The sequence below is a fragment of the Duganella levis genome, assembly GCF_009857605.1.
GTDB classification, from domain to species: domain Bacteria; phylum Pseudomonadota; class Gammaproteobacteria; order Burkholderiales; family Burkholderiaceae_D; genus Rugamonas; species Rugamonas levis.
The window spans coordinates 18,697-39,852 of the sequence record NZ_WWCT01000032.1 but is presented as its reverse complement, the minus strand read 5'-3'; the positions used below and the strand labels follow the sequence as shown (position 1 = coordinate 39,852).

20 protein-coding genes are annotated in these 21,156 nt (G+C 62.1%); 7 read left to right on the top strand and 13 right to left on the bottom strand.

Features of this window, described 5'->3' with window-relative positions:
* Positions 1–3: 3 nt before the first annotated feature.
* From lapB to gyrA, 12 genes are all read right to left on the bottom strand, one after another.
* A complete protein-coding gene (gene lapB / locus GTP69_RS27640; protein ID WP_161057893.1) occupies positions 4–1,179 on the bottom strand; it encodes a lipopolysaccharide assembly protein LapB in 1,176 nt (391 codons plus the stop codon).
* 24 nt (positions 1,180–1,203) lie between these two features.
* Positions 1,204–1,506: a LapA family protein gene (locus GTP69_RS27635; RefSeq protein WP_161047053.1), complete on the bottom strand. Its 303-nt coding sequence runs from the start codon at positions 1,504–1,506 to the stop codon at positions 1,204–1,206.
* Positions 1,507–1,614: 108 nt separating this feature from the next.
* Positions 1,615–1,920 (bottom strand): integration host factor subunit beta, encoded by a 306-nt coding sequence (locus GTP69_RS27630; protein WP_072787195.1) that lies wholly within the window; start codon positions 1,918–1,920, stop codon positions 1,615–1,617.
* 10 nt (positions 1,921–1,930) lie between these two features.
* Positions 1,931–3,607, bottom strand: coding sequence for a 30S ribosomal protein S1 (gene rpsA, locus GTP69_RS27625; protein ID WP_110846857.1), 1,677 nt, complete (start codon positions 3,605–3,607; stop codon positions 1,931–1,933).
* Positions 3,608–3,683: 76 nt separating this feature from the next.
* Positions 3,684–4,352 (bottom strand): (d)CMP kinase, encoded by a 669-nt coding sequence (cmk, locus tag GTP69_RS27620; protein ID WP_161057892.1) that lies wholly within the window; start codon positions 4,350–4,352, stop codon positions 3,684–3,686.
* Positions 4,353–4,357: 5 nt separating this feature from the next.
* Positions 4,358–5,671, bottom strand: a complete 1,314-nt coding sequence (aroA, locus tag GTP69_RS27615; protein WP_161057891.1) for a 3-phosphoshikimate 1-carboxyvinyltransferase — start codon at positions 5,669–5,671, stop codon at positions 4,358–4,360.
* Between the two features lie 107 nt (positions 5,672–5,778).
* Positions 5,779–6,693 carry a prephenate dehydrogenase gene (locus GTP69_RS27610; protein ID WP_202424595.1) on the bottom strand — a complete coding sequence of 305 codons (915 nt, stop codon included), beginning with the start codon at positions 6,691–6,693 and terminating at the stop codon, positions 5,779–5,781.
* Positions 6,694–7,803: a histidinol-phosphate transaminase gene (hisC, locus tag GTP69_RS27605; protein WP_161057890.1), complete on the bottom strand. Its 1,110-nt coding sequence runs from the start codon at positions 7,801–7,803 to the stop codon at positions 6,694–6,696.
* Between the two features lie 17 nt (positions 7,804–7,820).
* Positions 7,821–8,894, bottom strand: coding sequence for a prephenate dehydratase (gene pheA, locus GTP69_RS27600; protein WP_161057889.1), 1,074 nt, complete (start codon positions 8,892–8,894; stop codon positions 7,821–7,823).
* Positions 8,895–8,897: 3 nt separating this feature from the next.
* Positions 8,898–9,995, bottom strand: coding sequence for a 3-phosphoserine/phosphohydroxythreonine transaminase (gene serC, locus GTP69_RS27595; RefSeq protein WP_161057888.1), 1,098 nt, complete (start codon positions 9,993–9,995; stop codon positions 8,898–8,900).
* Between the two features lie 22 nt (positions 9,996–10,017).
* Positions 10,018–10,557, bottom strand: coding sequence for a DUF2059 domain-containing protein (locus GTP69_RS27590; RefSeq protein WP_161057887.1), 540 nt, complete (start codon positions 10,555–10,557; stop codon positions 10,018–10,020).
* 81 nt (positions 10,558–10,638) lie between these two features.
* Positions 10,639–13,269, bottom strand: coding sequence for a DNA gyrase subunit A (gene gyrA, locus GTP69_RS27585; RefSeq protein ID WP_161057886.1), 2,631 nt, complete (start codon positions 13,267–13,269; stop codon positions 10,639–10,641).
* Positions 13,270–13,672: 403 nt separating this feature from the next.
* Here gyrA and ompA point away from each other — a divergent pair, with 403 nt between their 5' ends.
* The 5 genes from ompA to GTP69_RS27560 all read left to right on the top strand — a co-directional run bounded on the left by ompA (position 13,673) and on the right by GTP69_RS27560 (position 18,297).
* Positions 13,673–14,386 (top strand): outer membrane protein OmpA, encoded by a 714-nt coding sequence (ompA, locus tag GTP69_RS27580; RefSeq protein WP_161057885.1) that lies wholly within the window; start codon positions 13,673–13,675, stop codon positions 14,384–14,386.
* 90 nt (positions 14,387–14,476) lie between these two features.
* Positions 14,477–15,172, top strand: coding sequence for a bifunctional 2-polyprenyl-6-hydroxyphenol methylase/3-demethylubiquinol 3-O-methyltransferase UbiG (gene ubiG, locus GTP69_RS27575; protein WP_161057884.1), 696 nt, complete (start codon positions 14,477–14,479; stop codon positions 15,170–15,172).
* Between the two features lie 14 nt (positions 15,173–15,186).
* Positions 15,187–15,876, top strand: a complete 690-nt coding sequence (locus tag GTP69_RS27570; RefSeq protein WP_161057883.1) for an HAD family hydrolase — start codon at positions 15,187–15,189, stop codon at positions 15,874–15,876.
* Between the two features lie 178 nt (positions 15,877–16,054).
* Positions 16,055–17,095: a hypothetical protein gene (locus GTP69_RS27565; RefSeq protein WP_161057882.1), complete on the top strand. Its 1,041-nt coding sequence runs from the start codon at positions 16,055–16,057 to the stop codon at positions 17,093–17,095.
* A gap of 107 nt (positions 17,096–17,202) precedes the next feature.
* Positions 17,203–18,297, top strand: a complete 1,095-nt coding sequence (locus GTP69_RS27560) for a hypothetical protein (RefSeq protein ID WP_161057881.1) — start codon at positions 17,203–17,205, stop codon at positions 18,295–18,297.
* A gap of 24 nt (positions 18,298–18,321) precedes the next feature.
* On the opposite strand, the gene GTP69_RS27555 is transcribed toward GTP69_RS27560, so the two are convergent.
* Positions 18,322–19,593, bottom strand: a complete 1,272-nt coding sequence (locus tag GTP69_RS27555; protein WP_161057880.1) for an O-acetylhomoserine aminocarboxypropyltransferase/cysteine synthase family protein — start codon at positions 19,591–19,593, stop codon at positions 18,322–18,324.
* A gap of 136 nt (positions 19,594–19,729) precedes the next feature.
* Here GTP69_RS27555 and GTP69_RS27550 point away from each other — a divergent pair, with 136 nt between their 5' ends.
* Both GTP69_RS27550 and GTP69_RS27545 read left to right on the top strand, forming a co-directional pair.
* Complete coding sequence (locus GTP69_RS27550; RefSeq protein WP_161057903.1) at positions 19,730–20,602, top strand: RNA polymerase sigma-70 factor; 873 nt, start codon at positions 19,730–19,732, stop codon at positions 20,600–20,602.
* A gap of 87 nt (positions 20,603–20,689) precedes the next feature.
* Positions 20,690–21,154 (top strand): carboxymuconolactone decarboxylase family protein, encoded by a 465-nt coding sequence (locus tag GTP69_RS27545; RefSeq protein WP_161057879.1) that lies wholly within the window; start codon positions 20,690–20,692, stop codon positions 21,152–21,154.
* Positions 21,155–21,156: the final 2 nt, after the last annotated feature.

Here is a 21,156-nt window from a genome sequence, read left to right as displayed (position 1 = left end):
ACCTCAATTCATAACATTCAATTCTTCGGTGCGGCGCGGCGGGTAAGTTTCCCAACGGCTGCAGCCAGGGCATTGCCAGTAGAACTGGCGCGCCTTGAAACCGCAATGGCTGCACTGATAGCGCGCCAGCTTCTGCGTATAACCGTGCACCAGGTTCTTCACCATCGACAGCTCGGACACCAGGTTGGCCGGCGCATCCATCAGGCGCGCTTCCAGCAGCTTGTCGAGGCCCAGCAGGGTCGGCGTGCGGCGCAGCTCATTCGAGATCAGCTGCTTGGCGGCGTCGACGCCGTCCAGTTCCAGCACCGCCTTGTAGACCACTTCGATCAGATCGATCGACGAGGCCTGTTCCAGATAAGATTTCAGCAGGTTGACGCCTTCCTGCGGGCGTCCCACCTTGCGGTAACCGTCCATCAGCCGCTGCGCCACCAGTGCCACGTGTGGCACGCTGATTTGCTCGACGCGGCGCCAGGTCATCAGCGCGCCTTCGACATCGCCCTGCACCAGCTGCGCGTCGCCGGTCAGCAGCGTGGCGCGGACGTTCACGCGGTCGGCCTGCAGCGACTTCTCCAGCAGCTCCAGCGCCTGTTCCGGATGCAGGTGCACCAGCGCGTCCTGCGCCAGTTCGCAGTAGAACTGCGCGATCTGCTTCTGGCGCGAGCCAGCGCCGGCTTCCTGCAGGCCGATCGCCGCTTCGATGGCGCGCGGCCACTCCTTCTCGCGCTGGAAGATCTCCAGCAGCGCGCGGCGCGCCTGCACGCCGTACTGCCCTTGCAGCATGGTGTTGAAGGTTTCCTCGGCGCGGTCCAGCAGGCCGGCCTTCAGGTAGTCCATGCCCAGTTCATACTGCGCCTGCTCCTTCTGCAGCTGCGGCAGGTCGGGACGGGCCAGCAGATTCTGGTGCACGCGGATCGCGCGTTCGGTCTCGCCGCGACGGCGGAACAGGCTACCCAGGGCGAAGTGCATGTCGGCCGATTCCGGGTCCAGCTGCAGGATCTCGATGAAGGCGTCGACCGCCTGGTCCTGCTGGTCGTTGAGCAGGAAGTTCAGGCCCTTGTAATAGCCGCGCGGCAGCGTGCGCGACTCCGAAATCAATTGGCGTATATCGACGCGGGCCGCCAGCCATCCGAGGGCGAAGAAGACCGGGATGCCCAGTAACCACCAGAGTTCAAATTCCATGTGTTTGTTATTGTGCTCGTGCTGTTATTCGGTAATGACGCTGTCGGGCTGCGGCTGGCGGGTGACCTGCTGCGCCGAGCTTTGGAGCGTGTTAATGGTGGTTTTGTGTTTATTGGTTTCGCGGCGGTGGCGGAACACGGTCGGCGTCAGCGCCAGCACGCCCAGCGCGGCGCCGGACACGAAGAAACCGAGCAGCATCAGCACCAGCGGGCCGCGCAGCTCATAGTGCAGGAACAGATGCAGGTCGACTTCCTGCGTGTTCTTCAGCGCGAAGCCGAAAAACAGGATGAAGATGACAAAACCAATAAGGGTGGAGATGAATTTCATCAGCCGTTGTCCTGTGGAGTGGTGTACGAGGGTGCCAGTATCGCACCTCGGCCAACAAAAAAAAAGCGGCATCCATCGGACGCCGCTTTTACTTAACTATGGAATGCTTCAGTCCTCGATGATCGGTTGCCCGACCATCGCGTCAACCCGTTCACGCAACTGCTTGCCCGGTTTGAAGTGAGGCACCCTTTTTTCGGGCACCATCACTTTATCGCCCGACTTCGGATTGCGTCCGATGCGCGGTGGCCGGCTGTTGAGGGCAAAGCTGCCAAAACCGCGGATCTCGATGCGTTGACCGGTCGACAAAGCGTTGGTCATCGCATCCAGAATGGTCTTGACGGCATATTCCGCATCCTTGGCCACCAGCTGAGAATAACGCTCAGCCAGGCGGTTGATCAGTTCGGACTTAGTCATCGACTAGTTCTTAGTTCTTGTTGTCCAGCTTGGCTTTCAGCAGTGCGCCCAGGCTGGTGGTGCCCGAAGCGGCGCTGCTGTCCGAAGCGATGCTCTTCATCGCTTCAGCGGTATCAGCCGAGTCTTTCGCTTTGATCGACAGCTGGATCGAACGTGCTTTACGGTCGATGTTGATCACCAGAGCTTCGACGGAATCGCCGACTTTCAGGTGGGTGCCAGCATCTTCCACGCGGTCACGCGAGATTTCCGAAGCGCGCAGGTAGCCTTCAACTTCTTCCGACAGTTGGATCACGGCGCCTTTAGGCTCAACCGATTTAACGGTACCGGTCACCAGCGAACCTTTGTCGTTCATGGCGGCGTAGTTGTTGAATGGATCGCCTTCCAGTTGCTTAACGCCCAGGGACACGCGCTCACGCTCAACGTCGATGGCCAGAACGATGGCTTCCAGTTCGTCACCTTTCTTGAACTTGCGCACGGCTTCTTCGCCGGACTCGGTCCACGACAGGTCGGACAGGTGCACCAGGCCGTCGATGTTGCCAGCCAGACCGATGAACACGCCGAAGTCGGTGATCGATTTGATCGCGCCGCGGACTTTGTCACCTTTCTTATGGGTCACGCCGAAGTCGTCCCATGGATTGGCTTTGCACTGTTTCATGCCCAGCGAAATACGACGACGCTCTTCGTCGATTTCCAGAACCATCACTTCTACTTCGTCGCCCAGTTGGACAACTTTGTTTGGAGCGACGTTTTTGTTGGTCCAGTCCATTTCGGACACGTGAACCAGGCCTTCGATGCCTTGCTCGACTTCTACGAACGCGCCGTAGTCGGTCAGGTTCGTCACTTTACCGAACAGACGGGTGCCTTGTGGGTAACGACGGGACAGACCGGTCCAAGGATCGTCGCCCAGTTGTTTCACGCCCAGCGAAACACGGTTTTTCTCTTGATCGTATTTCAGGACTTTAGCGGTGATTTCCTGACCAACGGTCAGCACTTCCGATGGGTGACGCACACGACGCCATGCCAGGTCGGTGATGTGCAGCAGGCCGTCGATGCCGCCCAGATCCACGAACGCGCCGTAGTCGGTGATGTTTTTCACCACGCCGGTGACCACGGTGCCTTCTTTCAGCGTTTCCATCAGTTTCTGACGCTCTTCGCCCATCGAAGCTTCGATGACGGCGCGGCGGGACAGAACGACGTTGTTACGCTTGCGGTCCAGTTTGATAACTTTGAATTCGAGGGTTTTGCCTTCGAATGGGGTGGTGTCTTTGACCGGACGGGTGTCGACCAGCGAACCTGGCAGGAAGGCACGGATGCCGTTGGTCAGAACGGTCAGGCCGCCCTTGACTTTGCCGTTCACGGTACCGACGACGATCTCGCCCGATTCCATTGCTTTTTCCAGTGCCAGCCACGAAGCCAGACGCTTGGCTTTGTCGCGCGACAGGATGGTATCGCCGAAACCATTTTCCAGCGATTCGATGGCCACGGAAACGAAGTCACCTACTTTGACTTCCAGTTCGCCTTGGTCATTTTTGAATTCTTCAACAGGGATGAAAGCTTCCGATTTCAGGCCTGCGTTGACGATCACGAAGTTGTGATCCAGACGAACGACTTCAGCCGAAATAACTTCGCCCGAACGCATGTCTTGACGCGACAGGGATTCCTCGAAGAGGGCTGCAAAACTTTCCATATTAGACATTGTATTTCCAGGTTACCAGTAAGGTTCGCGGTATGCGTCTTCAACTGGGTTAGGTTAATAAAAGGTACTACTTGGTGCTACCGGCATACCATTTCAAGACCTGGGCGACTGCTTCATCAGCATTCATTTCCGAGGTATCGAGCACGTATGCCCCTTCTGCCGGGACCAGCGGCGCGATGGTCCGTTTCGTATCACGGTCATCGCGGGCCTGCAAATCCATCAGGAGGTCTTCCATATTAGCAGAAAAACCCTTGTCTATCAATTGCTTATAACGGCGCCCCGCGCGCGCTGCCACGGAGGCTGTCAAAAACACCTTCAATTGGGCGTGCGGGAAGATCACCGAGCCCATGTCGCGGCCGTCGGCGACCAGGCCCGGCGCCTTGCGGAAACCCAGTTGCAGCCCCGTCAGCGCATGGCGCACGGCCGGGAAAGTGGCGATCTTGGAGGCCGTGTTGCCGACCTCTTCCGCGCGGATCGCGTCGGTGACGTTTTCATGCGACAAGATGATGTCGCCGCCCTGGAAACTGCAATGCAGATGCTCGGCCAGCTTGGCCAATGCATGCTCGTCAGCCAGGTCGGTGGCGCGGCGCAGCGCCGACAACGCCGTCAGGCGATACAGCGCGCCGGAATCCAGATAGTGGAAGCCGAGCTGGTCGGCAACGCGATGCGCGACCGTGCCCTTGCCGGAAGCGGTCGGGCCGTCGATGGTGATGACAGGAATCTGGGAAGTTGGCATATCGGTTATTGTGCTATTTTGGCAAAGGCGGCGAAGTACTCAGGGAAAGTCTTGTTCACGCACTTGGGATCGTTGATGCGGGTCAGCGCGCCCTTGCGCGCGGCGCCGTCCAGCGACACCAGCGAGAAGCACATCGCCATGCGGTGATCGTCGTAGGTGTCGATAGTAGCAGGCGACAGCGCGGCCGGCGGCGTCACCTTGATGTAATCCGGACCCTCTTCCACGATGGCGCCAACCTTGCGCAATTCGGTCGCCATGGCGGCGATGCGGTCGGTTTCCTTGACGCGCCAGCTGGCGATATTGCGCAGCGTCGACGGGCCGTCCGCATACAGCGCGGCGATGGCGATGGTCATGGCGGCGTCGGGAATGTGATTGAAATCGGCATCGATGGCCTTCAGCGGACCATTGGCGCTGGCTTCGATCCAGTTGTCGCCCATGGTGATCTGCGCGCCCATCTGCGCCAGCGCGGCGGCGAAGCGGACATCGCCCTGGATCGAGTTATTACCCACGCCTTCGACCCGCACCGGACCGCCGCCGATCGCGCCGGCCGCCAGGAAGTACGACGCCGACGACGCGTCGCCCTCAACGTGGATGGTGCCCGGCGACTGGTAGACCTGGCCGGGCTGGATGGTGAACGAGGCCCAGCCATCCTGCTCGACCTGCACGCCGAAGCGGCGGATCAGGTTCAGCGTGATTTCGATGTAGGGCTTGGAAATCAGTTCGCCGATGACATCGATGGTGATCGCATGGTCCTTGGCCATCAGCGGCGCCACCATCAGCAGCGCGGTCAGGAACTGGCTTGACACATCGCCGCGCACCGACAGGCGCTGGGTGGTGATCTTGCCCTGCTTGATGTGCAGCGGTGGGAAGCCTGGGTTGCCGGTGTATTCGACATTGGTGCCGGCGGCGTTGAGCGCGTCGACCAGATCGCCGATCGGACGCTCGTGCATGCGCGGCACGCCATGCAGCGTGTAGTCGCCGCCGATGACGGCCAATGCGGCGGTCAGCGGACGGATCGCGGTGCCGGCGTTGCCCATGAACAGATCGGCCGATTTATTCGGCAGCACGCCGGCCACGCCGGTGACGTGATGGATGGTGCCGGTGGCGGTCTGCTCCTCGGTCCATTGCACGCCGAGCGAGCGCAAGGCCGCCAGCATGACGGCGGTGTCGTCCGACGCCAGCAGGTCGACGATGGCGACCTGCCCTTGCGACAGCGCCGACAGCAGCAGGATGCGGTTGGAAATGGATTTCGAGCCCGGCAAACGCACCGTGCCTTCAACGTGGGAGACCGTTTGCAGGTCGAGGTATTCGTGAGTCATATTGTTCCTTTAGCGCCCGCACCGTCATTCCCGCGCTGGCGGGAATCCATGCTGAGCGCGCGTTCTATAGGCTCCCGCCTGCGCGGGAGCGACGGCGGCTATCTTCTTTATCCTGCTTTATCCGGCGACTGCGGCGCCTCGGCGGCTTCGATCGCGGTGATCCATTGGTGACGGGCGTGCTGGGCGTTGCTGTAGACGCGCTCCAGCGCGGCGCCGTCATGGGCTGCCAGGTGCGTGCGCAACTGCGTCAATTGTGCCATGTACGCGTCCAGCTCCGCCAATAACGCCGGCTGGTTGGCCAGGCTGATGTCGCGCCACATCTCCGGCGACGAGCCGGCGATGCGCGTGAAATCGCGGAAGCCGCTGGCGGCGTACTGGAACAGCAAATCCGCATGCGGCTTGTTGGCGACATCATCCACCAGCGCGTAAGCCAGCAAATGCGGCAGATGACTCACCGCCGCAAACACCTTGTCATGCTCTTCCGGCGTCAGGCGATGAATCAGCGCACCGCAGGCGCGCCACGCAGCGGCCACGCGCTCGACATCCGCCTCGTCATTTTCCGCCAGCGCGGTCAGCACCACTTTCTTGCCGATGTACAGATGGTCGATGGCGGCGTCGGGACCATTGGTCTCGCGGCCGGCAATCGGATGGCCGGGTACGAACTGCGCGACTTTGTCACCCAACACCTGGCGCGCGGCAGCCACCACGTCCGACTTGGTGCTGCCGGCGTCCGTGACGACGGTGCCTGCCGCCAGATGCGGCGCTATCGACGCCAGAATGGCTGCGGTTTGCGCCACTGGCGCGGCCAGCAGCACCAGGTCCGCATCATGCAGCGCGGCAGCCAGCGATGGTTCGCCGCTCACGCCAATGCTGTCGATGATGCCCAGCTCCAGCGCCCGCGCCATCGACGTCGCCGAGCGGCCGACGCCGACGATCTCGCGCACCGCGCCGGCCTTCTTCAGCGCCAGCGCAAACGAACCGCCAATCAGGCCAACGCCAAAAATAACGACTTTGTTCAGCATTTACTCCGCCAACGCGACCGTCAGCGCCTCGATGAAAGCTTCATTCTCTTCCGGCAGGCCGATGGAAACGCGCAGCCACTCCGGCAGGCCATAGCCGCCCACCGGACGCACGATCACGCCCTGCTTCAGCAGCGACAGATTCACGCGCGTGCCGGCGCCGGCGTCGTCACCAACCTTGACCAGCACGAAGTTACCGTACGACGGCACATACTCCAGTCCCAGCTTGTCGAACGCCGCTACATATTGCTGGTAGCCGGCGGTGTTGTTCTCCGCGCCTTTTTGCAGGAAGTCCTTGTCGTTCAGCGCCGCGATGGCCGCAGCCTGCGCCAGCGAGTTGACGTTGAACGGCTGACGCACGCGATTCAGCAGATCCGTCAGCGCCGGCTGCGCAATCGCGAAGCCCACGCGCAGACCGGCCAGGCCGTATGCTTTCGAGAAGGTGCGCGATACCAGCAGGTTGGGATACTTCTTCACCCACTCCGCCGACTCAAACTGGTCTTGCTGCGCCAGGAATTCGTTGTAGGCTTCGTCCAGCACCACCACTACATGCGACGGCACCTTGGCCAGGAAGGCGTCGATTTCGGCGGCCGGGATGAAGGTGCCGGTCGGGTTGTTCGGGTTGGCGATGAACACCAGGCGCGTGTCGTCGCGGATCGCCGCCAGCATGGCCGGCAGGTCGTGGCCATAGGCCTTGGCCGGCGCCACGATGTGCTGCGCGCCGACTCCTTGCGTCGCCAGCGCGTAAATCGCGAACGAGTACTGCGAGTAGACGATCGACTGGCCACGTTCCACCAGCGCATGCGCAGCGATTTCCAGGATGTCATTGGAGCCATTGCCCAGCGTGATCCAGTCGGCCGGCACGTCGTAACGCTTGGACAGGGCACCTTTCAGATCGAAGCCATTGGCGTCCGGGTAGCGGCCCAGTTCCGCCACGGCTGCGGCCATGGCCTGTTTGGCCGATTCCGGCACACCGAACGGATTCTCGTTCGACGCCAGCTTGATGATGTTGGCTTCATTCAGGCCGAATTCACGCGCGACTTCCGCGATCGGTTTGCCGGCTTGGTAAGGAGCGATAGCGCGGATGTATTCCGGGCCGTAGTTCTTGGTCATGGTGTCTCTCTTTATTATCAGGTCAGGCTGACCGGGTAGGAACCCAGCACCTTGAAGAAGGCAGCGTTGCTCTGCAATTCGGCCAGCGCGCTGGCCACAGCAGGATCTTGCGTATGGCCTTGCACGTCGACGTAGAAGTAGTATTCCCAGGTGCCGGTGCGCGCCGGACGCGATTCAAAGCGCGTCATCGACACGCCGTGCTGCGCCAGCGATCCAAGCAGGCGGTAAATCGAACCCGCCTTGTGCGGCGCGGCCAGCGCCAGCGAGGTGCGGTCTTCGCCCGACGGGCCGGCCTGCAAGGAACCGATCACCGCAAAACGCGTGCGGTTGTGCGGATCATCCTGGATGTTGGCCTTGACGGTGCCCAGGCTGTAACGCACGCCGGCGCGTTCGCCGGCAATCGCCGCCAGCTTGTGGTCGTCGCGCGCCATGCGCGCCGCTTCGGCGTTGGACGACACGGCGATGCGTTCGATGTCCGGGTAGTTGTTGTTCAACCAGATCTGGCACTGCGCCAGCGCCTGCGCGTGGGCGCAGATGGCGGTGACGCCGTCCATATTGCCGCTGCCGGTCAGCAGGCTATGACGCACGGCGATCGACACTTCGCCGCTGATGGTCAGCGGCGTATGCAGCAGCAGGTCGAGCGTGCGGCCGATGGCGCCTTCGGTCGAATTCTCGACCGGCACCACGCCGAATTCGGCGGTGCCGGCTTCGGTGGCGCGGAATACTTCGTCAATCGACGCGCACGGCAGCACATCGACGGCGGTGCCGAATTGTTCGTACACCGCCTGTTCGCTGTAGGTGCCGGCCGGGCCGAGGAAGGCCACGGTGACGCGCTTTTCCAGCGAGCGGCAGGCGGACATGATTTCGCGCCAGATGGTTTGCAGCTCGGCGTTGCCCATCGGGCCGGGATTGCGGTCGGCCACGCCGCGCAGCACTTGCGCTTCGCGTTCGGGGCGGAACACCGGCGCGCCGGTTTCGGCTTTGACATGGCCTACTGCCTGCGCGACGCGCGCGCGCTGGTTCAGCAGGTCGAGGATTTGGGCGTCGATCGAGTCGATCTGTTCGCGCAGAGGTTTGAGTTTGTCGTTCATAGATTATCGGCCAGCGAATTCGTTCAAGTAGTCTACGAGCGCTTGCACGCCCTCGATAGGCATCGCGTTGTAGATCGATGCGCGCATACCGCCGACGGACTTGTGGCCCTTCAGTTGCAGCAGCCCGCGCGCTTTGGCGCCGGCCAGGAATGCTTCGTTCTTGCTCTCGTCCTTCAGGTAGAAAGGCACGTTCATGCGCGAACGGTTGTGCAGCGCCACGCGATTCTGATAAAAATCGTCGGCGTCCAGCGCCGCGTACAGCAACTCGGCCTTAGCGCGCGCGCGGCGCTCCATCTCGGCCACGCCGCCCTGCGCTTTCAGCCACTGGAACACCAGGCCGGCGATATAGATGCCATAGGTCGGCGGCGTGTTGTACATCGATTCGTTGTCGGCCACCAGCTTGAAGTCGAACGCCGACGGACAGGCCGGCAACGCCTGGCCCAGCAGGTCGTCGCGGATGATGACGATGGTGACGCCGGCCGGGCCGATGTTCTTCTGCGCGCCGGCGAAGATCACGCCGTATTTGGCGACGTCGATCACGCGCGACAAAATGTGCGACGACATATCGGCCACCAGCGGCACGCCGGCCAGACGCGGGTCGGCCGCATCCGGCACGCCGCCATCAAAGTTGTATTCGACGCCGTCGATGGTCTCGTTGGTGCACATGTGCAGATAGGCCGCGCCGGGCGTCAGCCGCCACTCGGCTTGAGGCGGCACCGACGTCATCGACGACGCGGCGATGTTCACGCTGGCGTACTTGCCGGCTTCCTTGATGGATTTGCCCGACCACGAACCGGTGTGAATGAAATCGATGGTTGCGCCGGCGGGCTTGTGGCCCAGCAGGTTCAACGGGATCAGGGCGTTCTGCGACAGTCCGCCGCCCTGCATGAACAAGATCTTGTAATTGTCCGGTACTGCCAGCAGCTCGCGCAGATCGCGCTCGGCCGCCTTGTAAATCGACATAAACTCCGGTCCGCGGTGGCTCATCTCCATCACCGACATGCCGCTGCCGTGCCAGTCCAGCATTTCGGCGGCTGCTTGCGTCAGCACTTCCTTCGGCAGTACGGCAGGGCCGGCGGAAAAGTTATAGATGTGAGTCATGACGTTCCTTTAAATGATTACTTTAATTCTGCAGCGCTCCAAGCAGCTTCTTCATCAATGCATCCATGCGTTTGAGCATGACCTGCTGGCTTGCCCGCATGCTTTCAGACGCCAGTTTCGGCATCACCGCCAGCATCTTGGCGCCCACTGGCGTGCGGTAGAACGCCGCGATCTGGTGGATTTCATCGGCGCTGAAATTGCGCGCATACACCGGCACCGCCTGCTCCAGCATCTCGTCCACCAGCGCCGGATCGTTCATGAATTCGGCGATCGCCTGGGTGATCTGCGGCAGCTGCTTGTCGATCTTGCCGAGCGCCAGCTTGCGCTGTTCAGCGCTGAGCGATTTGTCGCTGTTGATCGCCGCCTCCAGCGTGGAGCGCATGGTGGGCGTGATGTTTTGTGACATCTGGCGCATCATGTCCGTCATCAGCGCGCGGTAGTTCATCGAGTCGAACAATTCCTTGGCGGCTGCGGTGGACGCCGCATCGGCCTGCGCGTGCGCCATCACGGGGGCGCCGATCAGCGCCAGCGCGGTGGCCACGCATGCTACGAATTGCTTCATATCGTCTCCTTAAAATAATAACGGGGCCATTTCTATTGTCGCGCAATAGTCTTGGCCCCGCTGGTTCAACGGCGTTGAACGTTACTCGGCGGCGGAATCCGGGCCCGGTTCCAGCTCGACTTCGTCGATGTCGGTCTCGACCACGCGCTGCAGGCCGGACAGCTTGGTGCCGTCTTCCACGGCGATCAGGGTCACGCCCTGGGTCGCGCGGCCCATCTCGCGGATCTCCGACACGCGGGTGCGGATCAGGACGCCACCGGTGGTGATCAGCATGATCTCATCGGTCGGTTCCACCAGCGTTGCCGCCACCACGCGACCATTCCGTTCGGAGGTCTGGATCGCGATCATGCCCTTGGTGCCGCGGCCATGACGGGTGTACTCGGTGATCGGGGTGCGCTTGCCGAAGCCGTTCTCGGTCGCGGTCAGCACCGATTGCTGCTCGTTCTCGGCCACCAGCAGCGCAATCACGCGCTGGCCTTCGTCGAGGTTCATGCCGCGCACGCCGCGGGCGTTACGGCCCATCGGACGCACGTCGTTCTCGTCGAAGCGCACGGCCTTGCCGGAGTCGGAGAACAGCATCACATCGTGTTCGCCATCGGTCAGCGCGGCGCCGATCAGGAAATCGCCCTCGTCCAGGTCGACCGCGATGATGCCGGCCTTGCGTGGATTGCTGAAGTCTTTCAGCGGCGTTTTCTTCACGGTGCCCAGGCTGGTGGACATGAAGACGTAGTGGTCTTCCGGGAAGGTGCGGTTCTCGCCCGACAGCGGCAGAATCACGGTGATCTTCTCGTTGTCCGCCAATGGGAACATGTTGACGATCGGCTTGCCGCGCGAGTTGCGCGAGCCTTGCGGCACTTCCCACACCTTCAGCCAGTACAGACGGCCGCGGTTGGAGAAGCACAGGATGTAATCGTGCGTGTTGGCGATGAACAGCTGGTCGATCCAGTCCTCGTCCTTGGTGGCCATGGCTTGCTTGCCGCGACCGCCGCGTTTCTGCGCGCGGTACTCGGAGATCGGTTGCGCCTTCATGTAGCCGGTGTGCGACAGGGTCACCACCATGTCCTGCGGCGTGATCAGGTCTTCCGTGTTCAGGTCGCTGGCGTTGTGCTCGATGTTGGAACGGCGCGGGTCCTTGGCAGGATCGCCGAACTCGGTCACTACCGACGTCATTTCATCGGTGATGATGGTGGTCACGCGCGATGGCGTGGCCAGAATGTCCAGCAGGTCGGCGATTTCCGCCATCACGTCCTTGTACTCGTTGACGATCTTGTCCTGTTCCAGACCGGTCAGGCGTTGCAGGCGCATCTGCAGAATCTCTTGCGCCTGGTCGTCGGACAGCTTGTACATGCCGTCGGCCTGAATGCCGTAGTGCTTCGGCAGGTGTTCCGGACGGAAGGCTTCGATACCGCCGACGGTGGTGCCTTCGCCGGTACGGGCCAGCATCTCGCGCACCAGCGACGAATCCCAGGCGCGGTCCATCAGGGCGGCTTTCGCCACCGGCGGGGTTGGCGCGGCCTTGATCAGGGCGATGAAATCATCGATGTTGGCCAGCGCCACCGCCAGGCCTTCCAGCACGTGGCCGCGTTCGCGCGCCTTGCGCAGCTCGAACACGGTGCGGCGCGTAACCACTTCGCGGCGGTGCGACAGGAAGCACGCCAGCATTTCCTTCAGGTTCAGCAGCTTAGGCTGGCCATCGACCAGCGCCACCATGTTCATGCCGAAGGTGTCTTGCAGCTGGGTTTGCTTGTACAGGTTGTTCAGCACCACTTCCGGCACTTCACCACGCTTCAGCTCGATAACCACGCGCATGCCCGACTTGTCGGACTCGTCGCGGATGTCGCTGATGCCTTCCAGCTTCTTGTCGCGGACGTTTTCGGCGATGCGTTCCAGCAGCGATTTCTTGTTGACCTGGTACGGCAGTTCGTCAACGATGATGGCGGTGCGGCCGCCGTCCTTGCCGTACTCTTCGTAGTGGGTCTTGGCGCGCATCACCACGCGGCCACGGCCGGTGCGGTAACCGTCGCGCACGCCCGAGACGCCATAGATGGTGCCGCCGGTCGGGAAGTCCGGCGCCGGGATCAGTTCGATCAGCTCGTCGATCGAGCAGTCCGGATTGTTCAGCACGTGCAGCGCGCCGGCAATCACTTCATGCAGGTTGTGCGGCGGAATGTTGGTGGCCATACCCACGGCGATACCCGACGAGCCGTTGATCAGCAGGTTGGGAATGCGGGTCGGCAGGACGGTCGGTTCTTTTTCCTTGCCGTCGTAGTTGGGCTGGAAGTCGACCGTGTCCTTGTCGATGTCGGCCAGCAGTTCGCTGGAAATCTTGTCGAGACGGCACTCGGTGTAACGCATTGCTGCCGCGCCGTCGCCGTCGACCGAGCCGAAGTTACCCTGGCCGTCGACCAGCATATAGCGCAGCGAGAAGTGCTGCGCCATCCGCACCAGCGTGTCGTAAATCGACGCGTCGCCGTGCGGGTGATACTTACCCATGGTGTCGCCGACCACGCGGGCGCATTTGACGTACGCGCGGTTCCAGACGTAATTCGATTCATGCATCGAGTACAAGACCCGGCGGTGCACAGGCTTGAGCCCGTCACGCACATCCGGCAAGGCGCGCCCCACGATCACGCTCATGGCGTAATCGAGGTAACTCTTGCGCATCTCTTCTTCGAGGGAAATAGGGATTGTTTCTTTTGCGAATTGATCCATTGGCCGGTCGTTTACTGTGGTTTATTAAGCCTCTCCCAAGAGACAGGCAAGCGGTCGATTTTAGCATGCGCGCAAGGCAACTAGCGCATTTCCGCGCCGAGGCCGCATTCATGCGGTGTAGCGCACACTGTACGCACGTAACAAGTTGTAATATTCATGACACATTACTCAATTATTATCGACAATCACGTTGCAACAAAACAACATTTTGGTTGAACGCGAAAAGCCGCCATGTTGGAGCTTTTTTTACGACCCAAGTCGCTTGTGGCAAAATGGACGAGAAGTCAATTGCTTGATTCGCAAGCGGGAAATGAGTGTGACGCCCCTGCGTGGTAGAATTCTCCCCACGCAACACAAAGTCGCGCAGTTTTCTGCGGATATCACCCCCGAAAGGAAGAAAAATATGAAAAAACTGATTTCGATGCTGGCTATTTCGGCTGCATTTGCCGGCTCGGCTATCGCGCAAACTGCGCCGACCGCCCCTCCGTACGCGCCAGTGACCCAGGACATCAAAGCGTCGACGCCTAAGAGCGCCTACGTGCAAGATGCCCGCGGCATCATCGCCCGTGACCCATTCGGCCTGTGCTGGCGCACCGGCTACTGGACCCCGGCTGATGCCGTGCCAGGTTGCGATCTGCCACTGTGCGTAGAGCCAGAGAAGCTGGAAAACGGCAAGTGCGTAGCACCTCCGCCACCAGTGGCACCAGCTCCTGCGCCAGCACCGGCTCCAGCCCCTGCACCAGTGCCAGTACCAGTGCCAACCGCACAAAAAGTCAGCTTCGCAGCTGATGCGTTCTTCGACTTCGACAAGGCCGTCCTGAAACCAGAAGGCAAAGCCAAGCTGGACGACGTGACCTCGAAACTGGGTTCGATCAACCTGGAAGTCATCATCGCTGTCGGTCACACCGACTCGGTGGGTTCGGACGAGTACAACCAGAAGCTGTCGGTACGCCGCGCTGAAGCTGTCAAAGCCTACATCATCTCCAAAGGCGTTGAAGCTAACCGCGTGTACACCGAAGGTAAAGGCGAGAAACAGCCAGTTGCAGACAACAAAACTGCAGAAGGCCGCGCTAAAAACCGTCGCGTAGAAATCGAAGTAGTCGGCACCAGCAAGTAATCGCTGACCGCTACAAGGAAAGCCCCGCTCCGGCGGGGCTTTTTTTTATCCTACGGAGTAGAATAGCGCATCCCATTTGCACACAAACACATGAACGCCGACCCATTAGAACTGCAAAAATTCGCCGAACTCGCCCACCGCTGGTGGGATCCGACCTCCGAGTTCCGCCCGCTGCACGAAATTAACCCGCTGCGCCTGGAATGGATCAACGCGCGCGCGTCGCTGGCCGGCAAGAACGTGATCGACATCGGCTGCGGCGGCGGCATCCTGACCGAATCGATGGCGCGCAAGGGCGCTACCGTCACCGGCATCGACCTCGGCGAAAAAGCCCTGAAAGTGGCCGACCTGCACTCGCTGGAATCCGGCGTGGCGGTGCGCTACAAGCTGATCGCCGCCGAAGACATGGCCGCGCAGGAGCCGGGCCAGTACGACGTAGTGACCTGCATGGAAATGCTGGAACACGTGCCGGACCCGGGCGCCATCGTGCGCGCCGCCGCCGCGCTGGTCAAACCGGGCGGCCACCTGTTCTTCTCCACGCTCAACCGCAATCCCAAGGCCTATCTGTTTGCCGTGATCGGCGCCGAGTACCTGCTGCGCATGCTGCCGAAAGGCACCCACGACTACGACAAGTTCATCACGCCGTCCGAGCTGTCGCAATACATCCGCAGCGCCGGGCTGGAAGTGGCCGGCTTCAAGGGCATGGGCTACAACCCGCTGACCAAGATTTATTCGCTCAACGATGACACCAGCGTCAACTACCTGGTGGCTGCCCGTCGTCCGCTTTGATTTTTGATATGACCATGACCACACCCGCTGCGCCACGCGCCATCCTGTTCGATCTCGACGGCACGCTGGCCGACACCGCGCCCGACCTGGCCGCCGCCGTCAACCTGCTGCGCAGCACGCGCGGGCTGGAACCGACCGCCTACGAGATCCTGCGTCCGACCGCCTCGGCCGGCGCGCGCGGCATGATCGGCGCCTCGTTCGGCCTGACGCCGGACGACGACGGCTACCTGGCGCTGCGCGATGAGTTCTTCAGCAATTACGAAGCCGCCATCGCGGTGCACAGCCGGCTGTTCGACGGCATCCCCGAACTGCTGGCCGGCATCGAAGCGGCCGGGCTGCAATGGGGCGTGGTCACCAACAAGTCGAAGCGGTTTACCGACCCGCTGCTGCCGCAGATCGGTCTCGGCCACGCAGCCTGCGCGATTTCCGGCGACACCACGGCGCACGCCAAGCCGCATCCGGCGCCACTGCTGGAAGCGGCCAGCCGCCTCAAGCTGGCGCCCGAACAGTGCTGGTACGTCGGCGACGACCTGCGCGACATCCAGGCCGGCAAGGCCGCCAATATGCTGACCATCGCCTGCAGCTGGGGCTATTGCGGCGCCACGTCGCCGGAAAGCTGGCAGGCCGATTACCTGTTCCAGCAGCCGGCAGAACTGCTGGCGCTGATCCAGGCGGCCCTGGCCGGCGACGCACTGGCGGCCTGATCTGTTGGTTTGGCGCCGCCAGGGCGCATTGCACAACGGATTTTTGTTGCCGTACGGACAGAGTAGGCGTAGTCTCCCCGCATGACTGCGTAGCACTACTTATTTCCTAAAAGCCAAGACCCCGCTGATCGGAAAGAGAGCCAGTCGCCGACACTCAACTTTTCCGATCAGGTGCAAAATGAATTTTCCTGAGCAGGCTGCCCAACTCCCGCAGCCGTATGCTGGTTCATTAACAGACTCCTTCGCCACCCTACCGCAGCGCACCACCGCGCCGCAAAGCTGGATGGTGCGCGTGGCCGACGCCAAATATCACTGGTACGATTTGATTGCCGGCTTCGCTGAAAAGCCGGACATCCGCGATCCCATCGGCCGCTATATGCGCCGCATGCAGTTCGAGCTGGAGGCCACGGCCGAAAAACGCCATTTATTCTTCGCCGTGACCCGCCCGCGCGTGCGCTTCGACATCACCGGCGTGGTGCAGTGGGGCTTCTTTTCGCTCAAGCTGACCTTGCCGCTGCTGATGGGCGCCGAAGAAACCAAGGAATCCATCACGGTGGAACTGAAGGTGCCGTTCGCGGCCACCATGAAGAAGCCGACCGTGATCCTGACCGACAGCTTCATCAGCCTCAACTGGGGCGGCCTGGTCGAGGTGTTTTCCGTGCACGACCTGCTGCAAACCTATGCCCATACGCTCAAGCTGCCCAGCAAGGTCAGCTATGTCGGCCAGACCCGCGATCCGGACGGCCGGCTGGGCAAAGGCCGGCTGGGCGCCATGCACAAGCTGCGGGCCCAGTTCGGCATGGATTACGACACGCTGATCCTGGTGCTGGGCGTCGAGGTCGAAGTCAATTGCGCCGAGGGCGACCCGGCCGCGCTGCCGCACAATGAATACGCGCTGCCGGCCGACATCCTGCACGCCGAGCGCGTGGACGTGATCGAAGCGGCGCTGATCCGCTACTTCGAGGGTAGCGCGCCGCGCCTGCGCCAACTGGACGAGCGCAAGGCCCGCAGCGAGCGGCTGACGGCGGTGCAGGCCAGCAACCATCTGGCCCAGTACACCATCGATCTGGAATTGCCGGACGCCGGCTTCTATAATTATTTAAGCTCGGAATTTGTCAGCTCGGCCAAGCGCCATATACTGAGTTGCTTCATCGCCGACGGCCAGGCCCAGGTTGCGTCGATGCCACTGCCGGCGCCGGCGAAAGGCGGCAAGTCCTGAGTAGTGTTACATTGGATAGATTCTTGATGCGCCGACACATTTCCACATGGAAATATCAGATCGGAAGCACTATAATCACCGGACTATGACACCCACGGAGCGCGCAAATGAGCAATGACGACGACGATTATCCCGATCCGTCGCCGGAAGAGCTGGGCATAGGCGCGCTGTTCGAGGAAGCGCCCGAACCCTTCCATGACCTGCTGGCGCCGCCGCCGGACGACATGGAAGAGCTGCTGCCGCTGATGCCGCAACGCACCGCCGCGCCGCAGACCTGGGTGGTCACCGTGGCCGACGCCAAATTCCACTGGTACGACCTGATCGCCGGCTTCCCGCCGGTGCCGGACATCCGCGACCCGGTCGGCCGCCATCTGCGCCGCATGCAGTTCGACCTGGAAGCCACCAGCGAAAAGCGGCTGCTGTATTTCGCCATCAGCCGCCCACGCGTGCGTTTCGACCCGTCGCGTAACACCAGCTGGGGCTTCTTTTCGCTGAAGCTGACGGTGCCGCTGCTGGTGGGCACGGAAGAGAAAAAAGATACGCTGACCATCGAGCTGACGGTGCCGTTTGCCGCCACGCTGAAAAAGCCGACGGTGGTGCTGACCGACCAGTTCATCACGCTCAACTGGGGCGGCCTGATCGAGGCGCTGTCGATCCACGACCTGCTGCAGCAGTACGACAATCCGTACAACTTCGCCAGCGAAGTGCTGTACGTCGGCCAGACCAAGGACCCGCTGGGCCGGCTGGCGCGCGCGCGCCTGATGCCGGTGCAGCGCGTGCACCAGCGCCAGAGCGAAGACAACGACATGCTGCTGCTGATCCAGCGCATGAATGTGGAAGTGATGTCGGCCGACGGCGATCCGGCCGAGCTGGACGTCAACCAGAATCCGGTCGCCACCGACATGCTGCTGAAGGACCGCATCGACGTCATCGAATGCGCGCTGATCCGCTACTTCGAAGGGCCGGAAATGCACGGCCGCAGCGACAAGGAAGCCGATATCCGCAAGCAGCGCGTGGCCGAAGTGGCGCGCAGCAATAATCTGGAGAGCTTCCGCATCGACTTGCGGCTGGAAGAGGCCGGCAAATACCACGACCTCCACTCGCGCCACACCAGCGTCTCGCGCAACCACGTGATCGACTGCCGGGTGGTCGACGGCCACGTTATCGTCGAGCGCGTCTCGGTGCCGGAGAAAAAGGGCTGATCCCCGGCCCGACCTCTAGACCGCCTACACCGCCGCCAGCGCCTGTTCCAGGTCGGCCAGCAGATCGTCGCTGTGCTCGATCCCGATCGACAGCCGCACCGTATCCACCGTCACCCCCGCCTTGGCCAATTCTTCCTCGTTGAGCTGGCGGTGCGTGGTCGAGGCCGGATGACAGGCCAGCGACTTGGCGTCGCCGATATTGACCAGCCGCGTGAACAGTTGCAACGCATCCTGGAAGCGCGCGCCGCCCTCCACTCCTCCCTGCACGCCGAATGTCAGCACGCCGGACGGCCGTCCGCCCAGGTATTTGACGGCCAGCGCGTGATCCCGGTGGTCTTCCAGCCCGGCGTAGTTGACCCACTTGACCTTGCTGTGCTGCCCAAGGAACTGCGCCACCTTGCGCGTGTTGTCGACAATCCGCTCCATGCGCAGCGCCAGTGTCTCGATGCCTTGCAGGATCAGGAAGGCGTTGAATGGCGACAGCGCCGCGCCGGTATTCCGCAGTGGCACCACGCGCGCGCGGCCAATGTAGGCAGCCGGCCCCAGCGCCTCGGTGTAGACCACGCCGTGATACGACACGTCCGGTTCGTTGAGGCGCTTGAAGCGCTCCTTGTGCTCGGCCCACGGGAACTTGCCGGAATCGACAATCGCGCCGCCGATCGAGTTGCCGTGGCCGCCCAAGTATTTCGTCAGCGAATGCACCACGATGTCGGCGCCGTGCTCGATCGGCCGCAGCAGGTACGGCGTGGCGACGGTATTGTCGACAATCAGCGGCACGCCGTGTGCGTGAGCGACGGCGGCAATGGCCGCGATATCGGTGATATTGCCCAGCGGGTTGCCGATCGATTCGATGAACACTGCCTTGGTGCGCTCGTCAATCAACTCGCCGAACGAGGCCGGATCGCGGGCATCGGCAAAGCGGGTGGTGATGCCGTACTGCGGCAGCGTGTGCGCGAACAGGTTGTAGGTGCCGCCGTACAGCGTGGCGGCGGCGACGATGTTGTCGCCGGCTTCGGCAATGGTCTGGATCGCATAGGTGACGGCGGCCTGGCCGGACGCCAGCGCCAGCGCCGCCACCCCGCCTTCCAGCGCAGCGACGCGCTGTTCCAGCACGTCCTGGGTCGGATTCATAATGCGGGTGTAGATATTCCCCGGCACTTTCAGGTCGAACAGGTCGGCGCCGTGCTGGGTGTCGTCGAAGGCGTAGGCCACGGTCTGGTAGATCGGCACGGCGACGGCGCGGGTGGTGGGATCGGGGCTGTAGCCGCCGTGGACGGCGATGGTTTCGAGTTTCATTTTGTCTCCTTAGTTGGCCTTCCCAAGGTAGCGCGAAGGCAGCGGCCTGACGACGAATGATTCCAAAAAAGCAAATGCGCATTCCGGATAAGGTAAGCTGTCACAGATTGACCGCCTGGCGCGTCTAAGGTTCATGATGACTGACTCCTCCCTGTTTTCGGCGCTGCGGCCGCGCCTGTTCGCTATCGCCTATCGCATGCTGGGCACCCGCGCCGACGCCGACGACGTGGTGCAGGACGCCTGGCTGCGCTGGCACGGCAGCGACCGCACCGAAGTGCAATCGCCGGAAGCGTGGCTGGTGACCATCGCCACCCGGCTGGCGATCGACCGCCTGCGCGCGCGGCTGAGCGAGCGCAGCGCGTATGTCGGCTGGTGGCTGCCGGAACCGATCGTCGAACTGGACGAACGCACGCCGGAAAGCAGCGCCGAGCTGGCCAGTGAAGTATCAATGGCGTTCATGTGGGTGCTGGAGCGCCTGTCGCCGGAGGAGCGGGCGGCGTTCTTGATGCGGCAGGTGTTTGAGCATGAGTACGCCGACATCGCCGACATGCTGGGCAAGAGCGAAGCGGCCTGCCGGCAGATGGTGCACCGGGCGCAGCAGCGCGTGCAGCAGCAACAGCCGCGTTTTGCCGTGCCGAGGGAGCAGCATCAGGCGCTGCTGGGACGCTTCATGGCCGCCGCCCAGAACGGCGACCGCGCCGCCATGAAAACCCTGCTGGCGGATGACGTGCAACTGGTGGCCGATGGCGGCGGCAAAGTCAATTCCTACCTGCGCGTATTGCACGGCGCCGGCCGCGTGGCGGGGTCGTTCTGGTCGCTGGAACACCAATATCCGCAGCAAGTAATATATCGCCAGGCGCGCATCAACGGCGAACCGGGACTGCTGCGCTACGTCGGCGGCAAGCTGGAATCGGCCCAATCCTTCCTGATCGACAACGACCGCATCGTCGCCGTCTTCATCGTCCGCAACCCGGACAAGCTGGCGGGTGTGCCGCAGACTATTTTCTAAAAGCTGTCACAAGCGGTGCAGGTGGCGCGTCTTACAGGATATGACAGGCGCATGGTGTGCCTGCCGCATACTGTGAAAGGCGTCATCATGACCCAAGCTGCCCGTATTCCCTTCTTCCAACTCGCCCCTGCCAATTTGCAGGCCATGATCGCGCTGTCGGCGTCGGTCAAGAAAAGCTCGCTGGGTGCCCGGCTGGTGGAACTGATCAACCTGCGCGTGTCGCAGCTCAACGGCTGCGGCGTGTGCATCGACATGCACTGGCGCGACCTGATCAAGCAAGGCGCCGAACCGCGCCACCTGAACGCCGTCGCCGGCTGGCGCGAAGCCCCATTCTTCAGCGCACTGGAACGCGCCGCGCTAAACTGGGCCGAAGCCGTCAACGCCCTGCCCCACCGCCAGCCGAGTGACGCCGATTTCGGCGAACTGAAAGAACATTTCACCGACAACGAAATCGCAGAACTGAGCTACGCGATCGCTGTCATCCGGGGTTGGAACGCGATTAACGCCAGCCTGCACAACCAGATCCCGGAAGTGCCAGCGCCAGGGTTCTAAAT

Excerpts from the sequence above, each read along its gene's own strand:
- serC (WP_161057888.1), bottom strand. The coding sequence starts at position 9,995 with ATGACTCACATCTATAACTTTTCCGCCGGCCCTGCCGTACTGCCGAAG.
- hisC (WP_161057890.1), bottom strand. The coding sequence starts at position 7,803 with ATGACCAAGAACTACGGCCCGGAATACATCCGCGCTATCGCTCCTTAC.
- GTP69_RS27630 (WP_072787195.1), bottom strand. The coding sequence starts at position 1,920 with ATGACTAAGTCCGAACTGATCAACCGCCTGGCTGAGCGTTATTCTCAG.
- GTP69_RS27590 (WP_161057887.1), bottom strand. The coding sequence starts at position 10,557 with ATGAAGCAATTCGTAGCATGCGTGGCCACCGCGCTGGCGCTGATCGGC.
- gyrA (WP_161057886.1), bottom strand. The coding sequence starts at position 13,269 with ATGGATCAATTCGCAAAAGAAACAATCCCTATTTCCCTCGAAGAAGAG.
- aroA (WP_161057891.1), bottom strand. The coding sequence starts at position 5,671 with ATGACTCACGAATACCTCGACCTGCAAACGGTCTCCCACGTTGAAGGC.
- GTP69_RS27550 (WP_161057903.1), top strand. The coding sequence starts at position 19,730 with ATGACTGACTCCTCCCTGTTTTCGGCGCTGCGGCCGCGCCTGTTCGCT.
- lapB (WP_161057893.1), bottom strand. The coding sequence starts at position 1,179 with ATGGAATTTGAACTCTGGTGGTTACTGGGCATCCCGGTCTTCTTCGCC.
- pheA (WP_161057889.1), bottom strand. The coding sequence starts at position 8,894 with ATGAACGACAAACTCAAACCTCTGCGCGAACAGATCGACTCGATCGAC.
- GTP69_RS27610 (WP_202424595.1), bottom strand. The coding sequence starts at position 6,693 with ATGCTGAACAAAGTCGTTATTTTTGGCGTTGGCCTGATTGGCGGTTCG.
- GTP69_RS27635 (WP_161047053.1), bottom strand. The coding sequence starts at position 1,506 with ATGAAATTCATCTCCACCCTTATTGGTTTTGTCATCTTCATCCTGTTT.
- GTP69_RS27560 (WP_161057881.1), top strand. The coding sequence starts at position 17,203 with ATGAGCAATGACGACGACGATTATCCCGATCCGTCGCCGGAAGAGCTG.
- ompA (WP_161057885.1), top strand. The coding sequence starts at position 13,673 with ATGAAAAAACTGATTTCGATGCTGGCTATTTCGGCTGCATTTGCCGGC.
- GTP69_RS27570 (WP_161057883.1), top strand. The coding sequence starts at position 15,187 with ATGACCACACCCGCTGCGCCACGCGCCATCCTGTTCGATCTCGACGGC.
- cmk (WP_161057892.1), bottom strand. The coding sequence starts at position 4,352 with ATGCCAACTTCCCAGATTCCTGTCATCACCATCGACGGCCCGACCGCT.
- rpsA (WP_110846857.1), bottom strand. The coding sequence starts at position 3,607 with ATGGAAAGTTTTGCAGCCCTCTTCGAGGAATCCCTGTCGCGTCAAGAC.
- ubiG (WP_161057884.1), top strand. The coding sequence starts at position 14,477 with ATGAACGCCGACCCATTAGAACTGCAAAAATTCGCCGAACTCGCCCAC.
- GTP69_RS27555 (WP_161057880.1), bottom strand. The coding sequence starts at position 19,593 with ATGAAACTCGAAACCATCGCCGTCCACGGCGGCTACAGCCCCGATCCC.
- GTP69_RS27565 (WP_161057882.1), top strand. The coding sequence starts at position 16,055 with ATGAATTTTCCTGAGCAGGCTGCCCAACTCCCGCAGCCGTATGCTGGT.
- GTP69_RS27545 (WP_161057879.1), top strand. The coding sequence starts at position 20,690 with ATGACCCAAGCTGCCCGTATTCCCTTCTTCCAACTCGCCCCTGCCAAT.